The organism is Pedobacter sp. WC2501, assembly GCF_052682415.1.
In genome coordinates this window covers 4,393,439-4,408,704 of record NZ_JBQZFI010000001.1, presented here as the reverse complement: position 1 = coordinate 4,408,704, position 15,266 = coordinate 4,393,439, and the positions used below count along the sequence as shown (strand labels likewise).

At 38.8% G+C, this 15,266-nt stretch carries 10 protein-coding genes, 1 tRNA gene and 1 other RNA gene; 5 read left to right on the top strand and 7 right to left on the bottom strand.

Annotation, left to right across the window (positions count from 1 at the left end; all coding sequences use genetic code 11):
- Positions 1 to 113 precede the first annotated feature (113 nt).
- The 4 genes from ACUN24_RS18595 to ACUN24_RS18580 all read right to left on the bottom strand — a co-directional run bounded on the left by ACUN24_RS18595 (position 114) and on the right by ACUN24_RS18580 (position 4,568).
- The gene (locus tag ACUN24_RS18595) at positions 114 to 1,391 is read right to left on the bottom strand and encodes a DKNYY domain-containing protein (protein ID WP_445563856.1); all 1,278 of its coding nucleotides are present in this window, start codon (positions 1,389 to 1,391) and stop codon (positions 114 to 116) included.
- Between the two features lie 1,068 nt (positions 1,392 to 2,459).
- Positions 2,460 to 3,374 (bottom strand): helix-turn-helix domain-containing protein, encoded by a 915-nt coding sequence (locus ACUN24_RS18590; protein WP_445563855.1) that lies wholly within the window; start codon positions 3,372 to 3,374, stop codon positions 2,460 to 2,462.
- A gap of 78 nt (positions 3,375 to 3,452) precedes the next feature.
- Positions 3,453 to 4,268, bottom strand: coding sequence for an SDR family oxidoreductase (locus ACUN24_RS18585; protein ID WP_445563854.1), 816 nt, complete (start codon positions 4,266 to 4,268; stop codon positions 3,453 to 3,455).
- A gap of 63 nt (positions 4,269 to 4,331) precedes the next feature.
- On the bottom strand, positions 4,332 to 4,568 hold the full coding sequence (locus tag ACUN24_RS18580; protein WP_445563853.1) for an Arm DNA-binding domain-containing protein: 237 nt from the start codon (positions 4,566 to 4,568) through the stop codon (positions 4,332 to 4,334).
- A gap of 232 nt (positions 4,569 to 4,800) precedes the next feature.
- Between ACUN24_RS18580 and ACUN24_RS18575 the strand changes: the two genes are divergently transcribed.
- Positions 4,801 to 5,115: an ISAon1 family transposase N-terminal region protein gene (locus ACUN24_RS18575; protein WP_445563852.1), complete on the top strand. Its 315-nt coding sequence runs from the start codon at positions 4,801 to 4,803 to the stop codon at positions 5,113 to 5,115.
- 28 nt (positions 5,116 to 5,143) lie between these two features.
- Positions 5,144 to 6,079, top strand: coding sequence for an ISAon1 family transposase (locus tag ACUN24_RS18570; protein WP_445563851.1), 936 nt, complete (start codon positions 5,144 to 5,146; stop codon positions 6,077 to 6,079).
- 141 nt (positions 6,080 to 6,220) lie between these two features.
- Here ACUN24_RS18570 and ACUN24_RS18565 read toward each other — a convergent pair.
- A tRNA-Lys gene (locus ACUN24_RS18565) sits at positions 6,221 to 6,293 on the bottom strand.
- 494 nt (positions 6,294 to 6,787) lie between these two features.
- Here ACUN24_RS18565 and ACUN24_RS18560 point away from each other — a divergent pair.
- Both ACUN24_RS18560 and ACUN24_RS18555 read left to right on the top strand, forming a co-directional pair.
- Positions 6,788 to 8,074 carry a sugar MFS transporter gene (locus ACUN24_RS18560; RefSeq protein WP_445563850.1) on the top strand — a complete coding sequence of 429 codons (1,287 nt, stop codon included), beginning with the start codon at positions 6,788 to 6,790 and terminating at the stop codon, positions 8,072 to 8,074.
- Positions 8,075 to 8,215: 141 nt separating this feature from the next.
- Positions 8,216 to 8,755 (top strand): D-glycero-alpha-D-manno-heptose-1,7-bisphosphate 7-phosphatase, encoded by a 540-nt coding sequence (locus ACUN24_RS18555; RefSeq protein WP_445563849.1) that lies wholly within the window; start codon positions 8,216 to 8,218, stop codon positions 8,753 to 8,755.
- Between the two features lie 736 nt (positions 8,756 to 9,491).
- Here ACUN24_RS18555 and fsa read toward each other — a convergent pair.
- Together fsa and ffs are read right to left on the bottom strand one after the other, a co-directional pair.
- Positions 9,492 to 10,151 carry a fructose-6-phosphate aldolase gene (fsa, locus tag ACUN24_RS18550; protein WP_121287853.1) on the bottom strand — a complete coding sequence of 220 codons (660 nt, stop codon included), beginning with the start codon at positions 10,149 to 10,151 and terminating at the stop codon, positions 9,492 to 9,494.
- A 91-nt stretch (positions 10,152 to 10,242) separates the two neighbouring features.
- Positions 10,243 to 10,342, bottom strand: an RNA gene (gene ffs, locus ACUN24_RS18545) — signal recognition particle sRNA small type.
- 422 nt (positions 10,343 to 10,764) lie between these two features.
- Between ffs and gltB the strand changes: the two genes are divergently transcribed.
- On the top strand, positions 10,765 to 15,264 hold the full coding sequence (gltB, locus tag ACUN24_RS18540) for a glutamate synthase large subunit (RefSeq protein ID WP_445563848.1): 4,500 nt from the start codon (positions 10,765 to 10,767) through the stop codon (positions 15,262 to 15,264).
- Positions 15,265 to 15,266 lie beyond the last annotated feature (2 nt).

Sequence of the window (15,266 nt, the reverse complement as noted above, 5' to 3'; positions counted from 1 at the left end):
CTATGTTTAAGATGAATTTTTTTCGCTCTAAATCTTCTATTATAGGTTCCATTAGCAAAAAAAAAGCGATTTAAATGTTCAAAGTATTCATGCTGAACGTCATGTTTTTTACGTTATAAGCTGGCATGGTCGTCCCAATCCGGATTAAATAAACGCCTATAAAATTCCCTACTAAATATGGAAGGGCCTTCATAGTCATCGATGGATTTAGACAAGGCATTTTTTATTGGGAGCTCCTTTATTTTTCCATCTGTTCCAATAATCATTAAAGCCTGATGGTAGTTACCGTTGTTTCTGTATTTAGGATGAAAATAGTATTGGCTGCCGCAATGGTAAATTGTTCCTGCTGTACCCTCTATAGTTACATCGCTACTTGAAGGCTTAAAATCTCTGGCATCAACTCCATCCACAGCACATATACCTGTTGTGTGCCCGGTGTAGCGTGGCATGCGCCCACCCGTTTTGTTCCATTTGCCAAATGTAAAATATACCTGTTTTCCGTCAGTGTAAATGCCATTGTCAATCGTAGTCAATGGCGCAGTATTATCAAGGCTCCCCATAGAAACAAGTTCATGACGTTGGTTATCATAGCAATAAAAATCGGTTCCGCTGTAAAAAATCGGGTGCCGGCCGAAATCCCCGTCAAGGGAGAGCAGTTTTAAGCCACCTTTTTCAGGCTTATGCTTTTCTGCAGATATAATGTGTTGATCGCTGAAATAATGATTCCCGTCGAAGGCATATTGTGCTTGGTCATCTGGTGAATTCAATACCTTAAATCTTAATGGATTTGCTCCCTTGATTTTTACGCCTTTGAAAAATACATTCTTCCTGTCGGAAATGTATTCATCTGCCTGTGCCGATCCATCGGGTCCATATTCCATCTGGTGCAAGGAGTTTACATCAGCTCCCGATATGATGTTCTGTTTGTAATAGAGGTGATTTTTATCGAAGGCATAATAGCCACGCAAATGGGCAAAGGTGGCAGCATCTGCTTCTTTCATCTCCATATTGGCGTAAAATACCTTTCGTCCATCCCTACAAAAATTATTGCCTAAATACGTTGTCGTTGCGGGCCTCAAGCCGGCTACTTTATCTGCCTTGAAAAAAACATGATGGGAATCTTTTCCCATGTTCCCCTTATATGACAAGTCCTTTAGAGGCAGGAAGGTAGCTAAATCAGCACCTTTTACCCAAAAGTAACCTAATCCGGGTTTGTTAAAATAAATCTTTCCTTTACTGAAGCAGTATCTGCTGTAGGGGTAGTTAATTACCTCCGATGTTAAGTTGATGCCCTCATGTGCATTATTATACTGGGTTTTTTTAAAGATCAGGTAACCTCCCACTAATGAAATTAAGATGATCAGGATGGCTACAATTTTAACAGGCTTCATAAACGTGCATTTGATCTGCTACATAGATACAATTTTCTTTTGAAACTGTTTGTTTCTCCTATTCTTCACAAATGAACGAAATTCGCCAATGAGTGTAATAAGATGCATGCCCATATACTGTTTATGATAGAATCTTTATTGGTGATGTGTGCCATTTTATGATGGTATTGGCGATACGATAATTATTAATATCCAGAAGTTAATAATTTCTTCTTAAGAATAGTATGTTGTGACTAATCGGGATATTACATATCTTCACTCAATGAACCCGAATAATCAATGAAAGCTGTCTATGCAATATTTGCACTACTTGGCATTATTCTGAGTGTTTATATAATCAATCGCAACTCAAAGAATGACAGGCTAGTCGGAGCATGCTTGCTTTCAATACTACTCCTGATCGCGGTGTTATATTCAGTGTTCTTCTTACAATAGATTATTCCAAAGTGCATTGGATTTTCATTTTTAATTGTTGTGGTAAGTTGTACTAGCTAAGCTTGAGGAACGCATTGCCAATCTGAAAAAGGAAGATTAACTGATATAAATTTTGGATTTTCTCCATTGTTCTCAATTAAAAAATTTCTGTAATCAATTGGTAACTCAATTTAAAATTCATCTTCTAGATAGGATATGTTTTTTGCATTACCATTTTGAAATTTAATCACTTTCATGATAGGAAGGTTTAGAAGTCATTAAAAATGCTTTGATAAATATTTTTCAAGGATTTCTATTATCGGAACAACCGGAAAGCTGGGCGTTGATCTGCTAAGTATCCTTATGGAACCGTTTACATAGCGCCACAAGACACCCCAGTAGAACCATCAAGATACAAGGAGAAAAGAAAAAAGGTATGGATCTAAGTCAACGCATACAAAGATGAAATCAAATATGATTTTGGTATGAGCAGATCACAAAGCTTAAAAAATAACTGCGTTAGTACCTCACCATTTAATGATAATAATTCAATTGTGTTATGCCGAACCACTTATTTATATCTAATAAGTTTGAAGATATCTTAATCTGCAAAACGTTCTCTTGATTTTTATTATTCTTTTTTCATTGCTAGCATCAATTCATATTCCTGAATTCGATAGGAGTTTTCCCTGTTTTTTGTTTGAATAGTTTATTAAAGTATTGAGGATAATCAAAGCCTAATTCATATGCGATCTCACTTACAGATTTATTTGTACTTATCAGCTTGCTTTTAGCTTCCTCAATTAAATAAAAATGAATATGGTCCTGGGTATTTTTACCGGTTTCTTTTTTGAGTAAATCGCTTAAATATCCAGGTGATAAATGCACCTTTTCGGATAGGTATTTTACAGTAGGCAAGCCCTTTTCTTTTTTATTGTCCAGGTTGTAATACTCGGTGAGGATTTTCTCAAACTGAACGAGAACTGAATTATTGGAACTCTTCCTTGTTATAAATTGCCGTCCGTAAAAACGGCTGCAATAATTGAGCAGCAATTCAATCGTGGAAACGATAATGTTTTGGCTATGTACGTCTATATTTTCTTCAAGTTCAGTGTTAATTTTGGATATGCAGTCATATAACACATGCTTTTCCTTTTCGGACAAATGAAGCGCTTCGGAAGTTTCATAAGAAAAAAAGCTGTAGTCCTTCATTTTGTCATTTAAGGAGGTTGCCCGGATTAGATCAGGATGAAAGAATAATCCCCAACCCATTATGTTTTCTGACGCTTGCTCATTATTGTCAATTTCAAGGACCTGATTGGGTGCCATGCAGATTAAACTACCATCCTGAAAATCAATGATCTTGCGACCATACTTGATTTTATTATCAGGGTAGTTTTTAAACATGATTGAGTAGTAATCTGCAGACATTTTTATTTCACAGTCTATTTGCTGATTCACTTTGCTAAAGTCTACCACGCCAACTAGAGGATGGTGGATATCGCTACCAAGTCCGAATAGTAAAAATATCTCTGAGATCGTTTGTAAATGAATAATTTTACTCATCATGTCATAGGGATTTTCGTAAATATGGTGATTATTGAAGCCGTTACCAATGCAATGGTTCCAATAATCAGGTTAATGGGACTAAATTCCGAATTGGGCTTTTATTCCTGCCTCAAAAGATTCATCATCATTCTGCTTGTGATTTGCGATCATAAATTCCGCATCTTCGCCTGCTATGTATCTCAATTGCATAGTATCATCTGTAGCTGCCAGGTAAATGACATTAGCAATAACACTTGCCGGTGAAGCATTTTGAAATAAGGAATGCATAGCTGACATGATTTTTCCAATAAAGGGTTGGTATTCTGTGTAAGTCTCATTGTTGCTAAAATCAAGTGAACGGCTCGTAAAGTCAGTAGTGATAGCACCTGGCTCGATGATCTTTACTTTACCTCCAAATTCTGAAACTTCATATTTCAAGGATTCAGAAATGCCTTCCACAGCAAATTTAGTTCCATGGTACAGCGCTCCTAACGGAAATGCCATTTTGCCTCCAATAGAAGAAATGTTAATGATTGTGCCGCTGCTATTTCCACGAAAATGTGGTAGCAATGCTTTGGTAACATCTAAAAGGCCAATCACGTTTGTATTAAACTGACGGATGATTTGCTCTCTTGAAAAAGATTCTAAAGGACCATAGGCACCATAACCCGCATTATTAAGTAAGACATCAATCCTTCCAAATGTTTCGATCCCCTTATTTACCGCGGTTTCAATAGAATCTAAATCCAAAACGTCCAGTCTGGTTACCAGAACATTTTCTAATAGATTTAATTCCGTTTCACTTTCAGGTTTACGCATTGTGGCAATAACGTTCCAACCTTCTCTCTGAAATAGTTTTGCCGTTTCTTTTCCTAACCCACTGCTTGCTCCGGTTATTAAAATTGTCTTCCTCATTTTTTTAATTTTAAATTATGGTATAAAGGTCGAATTAACGAATTGATGGCAGGTAAGACGAATTCAGGAAATTTGTATTGTTTTTACTGAACTTTGTGCCAAAAAGGGGGAACAGACAGCCATAAAACAGGTATATATGGTGCCTGAGCTGATGTTCCACAATTCCGGCTCACATTTTCTACTGGCGGACATTTCCACACGTTTTCCGTCAACGGTAATCCTTAGATAAACAGGAACAGCACCTTTAAGATAGTTTTTTGGTTTCTTCAGGTAGAAGAGCAGACTGAAATTAGTTTTCATAATCGACTGATTTAAAGTTAACAATTTAGCCTTGCAGTCTAATCGTATTAAGGCGTTTAATAATTTAACTTTATGTAAGTCAACAACTTACATCGTTTTTAGTGAGTATGCCAGGATCAATGCCAAAAGTTGTGGAGCACTAGTAAAAAAATATCTTTGTATTTTATACTTATCTCTATATATGCCATCGGACATTAGTTCATTACTTAGATTATTTTTGCCAGACTTTATATTGGAAAATTTTGAATTCACAGGAGTTATCGAAGACTCAGACATTTTCCATATCCATCTTGAAGAGTTCAAAACCCCACCATTAGACTGGGGACCGGTCAAATTACTATCTAAGGGCTTTTTCCCTGAGATAAGTGTCCAGGATTTCCCTATCCGTGGGCACAAGGTGTTTTTGCACATCAAACGCCGTAGATGGATCAACACCGAAACGGGTATGTTAATGTACCGGAACTGGACATTAGTTGAAAAAGGGACGCGAATGACAGGGGAATTCGCGGCTTTTTTAAAAGAGATCAATCGATACAGCACCGAATGATATCCATACCATCGGCAAATTCTATGGTGTGGATGGCAGAAAACTGTTGCGCCACTACCGCGATTACCTAAGCGAATTTAAAGTATGGGAACAGAGAAAACATGCCGATAAATGGCTACTTTATCCCCATAACCTGGGTAAGTACCTTTCCATAGATGAAACCAGCCTGTCCCATGGTGAGCTTTATACGGTCCTGACCAACAAGGCAGCAAAGGGTAAAAAGGGGGCTATCATAGCCGTTGTTGCAGGTACAAAAGCCGAAGCAGTAATTTCCATTATTAATAAAATCCCAGAAAGGGAACGCAAAAAGGTTTTGGAGATCACACTGGACATGGCAGGGAATATGGAGCTCATCGCCAAAAAATGTTTTCCCTGTGCTGTAAGGGTAACTGACCGTTTCCATGTTCAAAAACTTGCAACAGAAGCTGTTCAGGAGATCAGGATCAGATACCGATGGGATGCGATCGATATGGAGAACGGGGCAATTGAACATGCCAAAAAACACAACAGCACCTTTAGTCCCGAAATTTTTCATAATGGGGACTCCCTCAAACAGCTTCTTGCCAGGAGCAGGTATGTACTGTATAAAAAAGCTTTCGAATGGACGCCAAACCAAAAAGAACGGGCAGCGTTATTATTCGAAAGGTACCCAGACCTTAATGAAGCTTATTCATTGAGCATGGAGCTGAGCCAAATATTCGATGGTACAACTGAAAAGCTACTGGGCCTGGCCAAGTTGGCCAAATGGCACGAAAAAGTTAGACAAGCAGGATTCAAGGCATTTGGCACTATTTCTAGATCAATTCAGAACCATTCCGAAACTATCTTAAATTATTTCGATAACAGGTCGACAAATGCTTCTGCAGAATCTTTTAATGCTAAGATCAAGGCGTTCAGGTCGCAGTTTAGGGGAGTCAGGTGCATCAAATTCTTTCTTTATAGACTAACTCAGATATATGCCTAAAATGCCACTCTGTAAAACTACTCACCGAATCACTCAATTTTTTATGCGATTTATTGCATATTTTGGTGTTTCCGGTAAAACAAAAAAAGCTTGCAATCGTTTGATTTGCAAGCTTTTACGTAGTTTTGATACTATCTTCTGTGATCCCGCTGGGATTCGAACCCAGGACCACTACATTAAAAGTGTAATGCTCTACCAGCTGAGCTACGGAATCTACTTTGTTTAAAAACGTTATCCGTTTCCTTTAAAGTGGTGCAAATATACGGTTATACACTGTTTCATGCAAATAAAAAATCGAGAAAGGTGTTAGTGTATTGATTTATAGGTAAATTAATTATTTAGCTCTACTTTTTAAAATAGATTTGACAGTTTTATTGCGCTGATTTAATGTTAACCCATGCCCGCTTCCTTTATTGCGCTATTTTTTTGCTAACACGCTCCATATCATAATGCCAATACCATAAAGGTAAAAAGAGGAAAGGGCAAAACACGTACAAGATTCTTTCCTTTTGAATATTGCAAGGTTACCAGGTAATTTCGAGAATGAAAACTGCTATTGATACCGGTCTGGAGCATACCTGTTTTATGTGCTTGAGCACTAACGAAAGCCCTTTTTGGTCAAAGTTGAAATTACGCAAACGTTTGATCGATTTTTATTAAATATTATTGTTTAGTTTGGTCAAATCAAATAAACCGAACCAAAACTTTATGCAACAAACAACAAAACCGGGGCAAGCGCAAGGGCCGAAACCGCTTATTATTATATGCGCCCTATTCTTTATTTTTGGCTTTGTAACCTGGGCAAATGGAACCTTAATTCCTTTTTTTAAATTATCTTTCGGATTATCAAACTTACAGGCCTTCTTTGTAACCTTTGCATCATACATGGCTTACTTCTTTCTGGCGCTGCCATCTTCATGGATCCTGAAGAAAGTGGGTTTTAAAAATGGAATTATTTTAGGTCTGGTAATTTTAGGACTGGGGTCGTTGATATTTATACCTGCAGCCCAAACCAGGACTTTTGGCTTGTTCTTAACCGGGATTTTTGTTCAGGGAGCCGCATTGGCTTTGCTGCAAACAGCATCAAATCCGTATTTAACTATTATTGGCCCAATAGAAAGTGCTGCAAAACGCATCAGTATTGCAGGGATCTGTAATAAATTTGCCGGAATGATTGTGCCTTTGGTTATGGGCAGTTTGTTTTTGAAAAATGCCTCAGAAGTAGAGAAACAGATCAAAGCGGCAACCGGCGCTGTTCACGAGCAGTTATTGAACGATGTTTTGGGTCGTGTAAATATGCCTTATATTGTTTTAGCTATCGTTTTTTGCGTTTTTGCTGTTTTTATTAAATTTACTGATTTACCTGAGGTAGAGGTTGAAGAGGATGTTATAGATGAAAGTAAAGGCGCTGTTGTAAAACATCAAAGTATATTCCAGTTTCCGCATTTATTCCTGGGCGCCCTTTGTATTTTTGTGTATGTAGGTGCAGAAGTGATGGCTGGTGATATTATTGGTATTTATGGTCGCGAGTTAGGGATTAGCACCGAGATTAGTGGTAAATTAACTTCAATTACATTGTTTAGTATGTTAATCGGCTATATTATTGGTATCGTTACCATTCCCAAATATATCTCTCAGCAAAAAGCCCTTAGAATATGCGCCATTTTAGGCATTATCTTTACCATTTTATCTTTTGCCATTTCGAGTTGGTTTGCCGTAATTTTTGTAGCCTTATTGGGTTTAGCCAATTCGCTCATGTGGCCGGCAATTTTCCCGCTTGGCATTAGCCACTTAGGTAAATTTACCAAAATCGGTTCGGCGATTATGGTAATGGGGATAGCTGGAGGAGCCATAATGCCACTTCTATACGCTTTTTTAAATGAAAAATTACATGTTAACTTTCAATTGGCCTATCTTTTAACCGTATTGCCTTGTTACTTATATATCCTGTTTTTTGCGATAAAAGGCCACAAGGCAGGATTGAATTTAAAATAACCAGAACCAAATAAATTTTATGATTAAGCCCGATCGCATTAAAGATTGGGCTTTCTTTTGTCCTTAATTTTCAGTTATTTTGGCGAATTATAAACGAGATCTGAGTCTAAAATCTCATTTCTCAAATCTCATATCTCAATAATGAACAAAGCTATTTTTCTCGACCGTGACGGTGTACTTAACCACGAAATTTACGATTACATCTGCCGTGTTGAAGATTTTAAAATCTTAGATTATCAAATTCCAGTATTAAAAAAACTATTTGATGAAGGTTATCTCCTCATAGTAATTACCAATCAGGGTGGCATTGCCTTAAAGCGCTATACCGAGCAGGAACTGGCCATTATGCACCAAATGCTCCGCAATGCTTTTGTGGCTAAAGGAGCCGATATTGCTGGTTTTTATTATTGCCCGCATCACCCAACTGTTGGCGGTGAGTGCAAATGCAGAAAACCAGCTTCCGGAATGATTTTAGATGCCATTGACATGTACGATATCGACCCGGCACAATCTGTCATGATCGGTGATAAACCCAGAGACGTTGAAGCCGCAAATGGGGCAGGAGTGAAGGGTATTCTGATTGAACCTGATGAGCAGATCAGTTATGAGAAGATTAAGGAAGTCCTTAGTCGTGAGTCTTTAGTCTTTAGTCTAGAGTCCGGAGTTAGGAGTTTGGAATAAGCAAATCGCCCATAACAACCTTAATGATCTTAACTTCTTAATGGTCAAAAAAGGATATAATATGGAAAATGTAATATGGGAGATGTAACCTGCAATTTGCCCATCATCCACCTTACATTATCTATTTCAATGATTTGGGCGTTTTAACACGCTGTACACTATATCTTTTTGGCTGTCCTTCGACTACGCTCAGGATGACAGCCAAAAAGGATGCCGTTTCCATCGTTAACGCAGAAATGCAGCAATGACTTACGAAGTTTAGAAAAGGGAAAGAGTGGTGGGTAACTTCGTCAGTCAGAAGCCTGTGATCTCTACTGCGCTTTTCCTTGCCCAATACTTACGAAATCCTTCCATGCCCTCGCCCTTTGAGATTTCGTAAGATGCCCTGGCCACCTAGCCCTGATTGAAATGGCATTCCGGTTTCCGATAAATTTGTCATTATCGAACATTTACCGGAATATAATGAGCGGGACTACAGAAACCGATTAGCACTGTTTCTGCGCTCCAAAAAAATCGCAATGACTTACGAAGTTTAGAAAGGGAAGGAGTGGTGGGTAACTTCGTCAGTCGTAAGCTTCTGAAATTCTATTACGATTTTCCTACTCATACTTACGAAATCCTTCCACGCGCTTGCCCATTGAGATTTCGTAAGGTGCCCATAAAACAAAAAATCCTAAGTCTTAAACCGGAAACCCGACTCAAAACTTAGGACTAAAGACTTTCGACTTTATTATTCTTATTTGCCAGCAGCTTTAGCGTGGTCAGCTAAAAATGTAGCTAAACCGCTATCTGTTAGTGGGTGTTTTAATAAGCCTACAATAGCAGCTAATGGTGCAGTAATTACATCAGCACCTAATTTTGCGCAGTTTACAATGTGTAATGGTCCGCGGATTGATGCAGCTAAAATCTGAGTTTCGTAACCGTAGTTATCAAAAATAGTCCTGATATCTTCAATTAAAACCAAACCATCGCTAGAAATATCATCTAAACGGCCTAAAAACGGAGAAACGTAAGTAGCTCCTGCTTTTGCAGCCAATAAAGCTTGTCCGGCAGAGAAAATTAAAGTACAATTGGTTTTAATTCCTTTTGAAGAGAAATATTTAATGGCTTTAACGCCATCTTTAATCATGGGAACTTTAACCACAATTTTAGGGTTTAAAGCAGCTAAAGCTTCACCTTCTTTAACAATCTCATCGAAAGTAGTCGCAATAACTTCAGCACTTACATTATCGTCAACGATATCGCAAATCGCTTTATAATGGTTAATTACATTTTCTTCGCCGGTAATACCTTCTTTAGCCATTAAGCTAGGGTTGGTGGTTACGCCATCTAAAATGCCAAGATCTTGTGCTTCTTTGATTTGATCAAGATTTGCTGTGTCAATAAAAAATTTCATGTTTATAAATTCTTAAAATGATTATTAGGTTCTGCTGCTAGAACCCCTGAAGAATTTAATATCCCCCCTTCAGGGGGTTAGGGGGTAAAAAAAAGGGCAAGCACCTTCTATCGCACCGCTACAACCTTCTACCCTTGCTGTGTTCCCACCCTGGGGGAGTTCAAAGGGAGCTGGTCGTAAAAGACTTGCCCGGCCACAAAGGTAGAAAAAGAAGTTGTTTCACGAAATGCATTTTTGCATTTTTTTTATCTTTTAGGCTATGTGGCTGATTAGTAAATTAATAAAATTGAAATGTGTATTTTTAAACAACAGGAGGAAATGCAAGTTAAATAACTTCATGTATGAGGTATTTGTATTTAAATTAAATATTCATTAATAAATCAATAATTAAAACGATTTATGTCTGATTTTGGGTTAAAAAATGAATTAATTGTATAATATTATCATTGTCAATATGGTAATTTTTTAAATGAATAATTGTCATTTTTTTAATAGAAACACTTTATATTACCTAAGGACTAAAATTATTCTAAAAATCATGTCAACTCTGTAATTTAAGGTTTGTTTTTTATATCTTAGTGTTTCCTATACACTAACAACTAACGAGCAAAGAATGGAACCAAACAGTGGATTGTACGATGCGCAATTTGAACACGATGCCTGCGGTATTGGGTTCGTTGCGCATGTGAAAGGGCGAAAATCGCATCAAATCATCTCTGATGCACTTACTATTTTAGAGAATCTAGATCATAGAGGGGCATGTGGAGCAGAACCAAATACAGGCGATGGTGCAGGTATTATGATTCAGATTCCTCACGAATTTTTTTACGACGAATGTTTAAAAGCTGGCTTTAGCTTACCTGAAACCAATAATTATGGTGTTGGTATGTTATTTATGCCAAAGGATATCAGATCCAGAGAAGAGTGCAGAGAATTGATTTACCGTGCCGCCGAAAAACTAGGCCTGGAAATTTTAGGCTTTAGAAAAGTTGATGTTGACACAACGGATATTGGCAATATGGCCCTTTCTGTTGAGCCAGAAATTGAGCAGGTGTTTATCGCTCGTCCTTATGCGGTAGCGCCAGGTGCTGATTTTGAACGTAAACTTTATATTTTTAAAAATTACCTGATTAAACTGATCGTAAACACCGTTCATGGTGGTAAAGACTTTTATATTGTTTCGCTTTCTGCGCAAACCATTATATACAAAGGTCAGCTAACTTCCTTACAGGTACGTACCTATTTTACCGATCTTTCTGATAAGCGCATGGTTTCGGCTTTAGGCCTGGTTCACTCGCGTTTTGCAACCAATACTTTCCCTTCATGGAGGTTAGCACAACCATTCCGCTTTATTGCACATAATGGTGAGATTAATACTTTGCAAGGAAATTTAAACTGGTTCAGGGCAGGCGTTAAGTCTTTTGCTTCTGCTTACTTTACACCAGAAGAACTGGATATGTTACTGCCTGTAATTGACGAAACGAATTCAGATTCAGGCTGTTTAGATAATGTTATTGAATTATTGCTTCATTCTGGAAGAACCCTGCCTCATGTATTAATGATGTTGGTTCCGGAGGCATGGGATGGCAATGAAGATATGGATCCTGTTAAAAAGGCATTCTACGAATTTCACGCTACTTTAATGGAGCCATGGGACGGACCTGCTGCCATTGCTTTTACCGATGGTAAATTAATCGGTGCAACTTTAGATCGTAACGGACTTCGTCCTTCCCGGTATGCCATTACTTCAGATGACCGCGTAATTATGGGGTCTGAGGCTGGTGCATTAGCCATCGATCAAAGTACTGTAATCGAAAAAGGCCGTTTAACGCCAGGCAAAATGTTCGTGGTGGATATGGAGCAGGGCAGAATTATCAGCGATAACGAAATTAAAGGAGAAGTTTGTGGTAAAAGCCCTTATAGCGATTGGATTAATCAATACCAGATCCGTTTGGAGGAATTACCGGAGCCACGTGTAATGTTCACCGGCTTATCTACTGAGTCTATTTTTAAATATCAACAGGTTTTTGGTTACAGCAGGGAAGATATTGATCTTTTGCTTAAGCCAATGGCCATCGAAGCCAAAGAACCAATTGGCTCAATGGGTACGGATACTCCGCTGGCTATATTATCAAAACGTCCCCAGCATTTATCATCTTATTTTAAGCAGTTATTTGCCCAGGTAACCAATCCGCCGATAGATCCTATCCGTGAAAAGGTGGTGATGAGTTTGGCTAGTTTTATGGGTAGTAATGGCAATCTTTTGGAAGAAAATCCATTACAAGCACATTGCGTTGCCATTAAACATCCGATTTTAACCAACCAGGAATTAGAGAAGTTAAGAAGTATTGATACAGGTGTTTTCCAGGCGAAAACTTTACAGACTTATTTCAGGGCTGATGGCAAGCCCGGCGCTATGGCAAAAGCCTTAGACCGTTTGTGCCGTTATGCGGTTGATGCGGTTGAGGATGGTTTCCAGGTAATTGTATTAACTGACAGGGCTATTGACTCTGAGCATGCTGCAATGCCTTCTTTATTGGCCGTTTCTGCTGTACACCATCATTTAATCCGCAAAGGATACCGTGGTGCGGTAGGTATTGTGATAGAGGCTGGCGATATCTGGGAAGTACATCATTTTGCCACTTTATTGGGCTTTGGTGTTACCGCAATTAACCCTTACCTGGCTTTAGAAACCATTAATGAGTTTAAAGAAGAGTCAGGTTTATCCGTTGAGCAGTTGACTAAAAACTATATCTACGCAGTAAACAGTGGATTACTTAAAATTTTCTCTAAAATGGGCATCTCTACCTTGCAGTCTTATCAAGGTGCACAGATTTTCGAAATTTTAGGTTTAAATAAACAAGTAGTGAATACTTATTTCACCGGTGCGGTTTCACGTATTGGTGGTTTAGGGCTGGATGAAATTGCAAAAGAAACGTTAATTAAACATCACCGCAGTTTTGGCCCCGTAACACAAACCGAAAACTTGTTGCCAGCAGGCGGAACGTATAAATTCCGCCGTAAAGGTGAAGCGCATTTGTTTAATCCGCAAACCATTCACTTGTTACAAAACGCAACACGTAAAAACGATTACAATATTTTTAAACAATACTCTAAATTGGTGAATGAGCAAACACAACAAGCTTACACCATCCGTGGATTGTTCGAATTCAACTATAGTCGCCCTTCAGTACCTTTAAGTGAGGTAGAATCAACTGAGGCAATTTTAAAAAGATTTGCAACCGGGGCAATGTCATTCGGTTCAATTTCTCATGAAGCACACTCTACTTTAGCTATTGCCATGAACCGTATCGGTGGCAAGAGCAATACCGGCGAAGGTGGTGAAGATGAAATGCGTTATACGAAATTGCCAAATGGCGATAGCATGCGTTCTGCCATTAAACAAGTTGCTTCCGCACGTTTTGGTGTAACGAGTTATTATTTAACCAATGCTGATGAGTTACAGATTAAAATGGCTCAGGGAGCTAAACCGGGAGAAGGTGGTCAATTACCAGGACACAAAGTGGATGACTGGATTGCAAAAGTTCGTCACTCTACGCCAGGGGTTGGTTTAATTTCACCTCCACCGCATCATGATATTTATTCGATCGAAGATTTGGCCCAGCTGATTTTTGATTTAAAAAATGCCAACCGTGCCGCAAGAATCAATGTGAAATTGGTTTCTAAAGCTGGTGTGGGTACCATTGCCGCGGGTGTTGCTAAAGCGCACGCTGATGTGATTCTGGTATCTGGTTTTGATGGTGGAACGGGAGCATCTCCTTTAACCTCTATCCAACATGCTGGTTTACCATGGGAGTTAGGTTTGGCAGAAGCACACCAAACATTAGTTAAAAACAAATTGCGTAACCGTATTGTGTTACAAACAGATGGTCAGCTTAAAACAGGTAGAGATATCGCTATTGCTGCATTATTAGGCGCCGAAGAATGGGGGGTTGCTACAGCAGCCCTGGTAACTTCGGGATGTATTATGATGCGTAAATGCCATTTAAATACTTGTCCGGTTGGTGTTGCAACACAAGATCCGGAATTAAGAAAGTTATTTACCGGCGATGCTGATCATGTAGTAAACTTATTTCATTTCCTTGCCGAGGAATTACGTGAGATTATGGCTGAATTAGGTTTCAGAACCATCCACGAAATGATCGGTCAGGCTGACATTTTAAAAGTACGCGAACTGCCTGCTGAAGACTGGAAACTGAAACATCTTGATTTGTCAGCTATCTTATATAAAGCAGAGGAAAATGGCTTGCCTTTATTTAATACAGAGGGTCAGGATCATGGTTTGGATCATGTTTTAGATCATCAATTAATTGCTGCTGCACAGCCTGCTATTGACAATAACGAACCTGTATTTGCCAGTTTCGAAGTGAAAAATACCGACCGTGCATTGGGTACCATGTTATCGAATGAAATCTCTAAAGTTCATTTAGGTGCTGGTTTACCTCCGGATACGATCAACTTTAAATTTGTAGGTTCGGCCGGACAGAGTTTCGGTGCTTTCAATACCCGTGGGGTAACCTTATCACTGGAAGGTGAAGCAAACGATTACGTGGGTAAAGGTTTATCAGGTGCGAGGTTAGCGATTTACCCTTTCTCCAACTCCACTTTTATTCCAGAACAAAATATCATTATCGGTAACGTAGCCCTTTATGGCGCAACTTCCGGCGAGTTATTTGCCCGTGGTAAAGCAGGTGAGCGTTTTGCCGTACGTAACTCTGGTGCAACAGCTGTTGTGGAAGGAGTAGGCGACCATGGTTGTGAATACATGACCGGTGGCGAAGTGCTGATTCTTGGTGATACCGGAAGCAATTTCGCTGCAGGTATGAGTGGCGGTGTGGCCTGGATTTATGATGCCAATGGAACTTTTGCACGCAAATGCAATAAAGAAATGGTTGATCTTGATCCATTACAAGCTGAAGATGAAGAGCGTATTTTAGCTTTACTTAAAACGCATATCCGCCTAACGGATAGTAAGGTAGCTGAGTTTATCTTAAGCGACTGGAAAACTCAATCTGCTCATTTCGTAAAAGTATTCCCTAAAGAATACAAAGCAGTTTTAAGCAAACGTAACCAACAAGTAAAAACACACTAGGC

What these genes read in the sequence shown, in the direction of transcription:
- ACUN24_RS18595 (WP_445563856.1), bottom strand. Translation starts at nt 1,391, where the DNA reads ATGAAGCCTGTTAAAATTGTAGCCATCCTGATCATCTTAATTTCATTA.
- ACUN24_RS18590 (WP_445563855.1), bottom strand. Translation starts at nt 3,374, where the DNA reads ATGATGAGTAAAATTATTCATTTACAAACGATCTCAGAGATATTTTTA.
- ACUN24_RS18585 (WP_445563854.1), bottom strand. Translation starts at nt 4,268, where the DNA reads ATGAGGAAGACAATTTTAATAACCGGAGCAAGCAGTGGGTTAGGAAAA.
- ACUN24_RS18580 (WP_445563853.1), bottom strand. Translation starts at nt 4,568, where the DNA reads ATGAAAACTAATTTCAGTCTGCTCTTCTACCTGAAGAAACCAAAAAAC.
- ACUN24_RS18560 (WP_445563850.1), top strand. Translation starts at nt 6,788, where the DNA reads ATGCAACAAACAACAAAACCGGGGCAAGCGCAAGGGCCGAAACCGCTT.
- ACUN24_RS18555 (WP_445563849.1), top strand. Translation starts at nt 8,216, where the DNA reads ATGAACAAAGCTATTTTTCTCGACCGTGACGGTGTACTTAACCACGAA.
- fsa (WP_121287853.1), bottom strand. Translation starts at nt 10,151, where the DNA reads ATGAAATTTTTTATTGACACAGCAAATCTTGATCAAATCAAAGAAGCA.
- gltB (WP_445563848.1), top strand. Translation starts at nt 10,765, where the DNA reads ATGGAACCAAACAGTGGATTGTACGATGCGCAATTTGAACACGATGCC.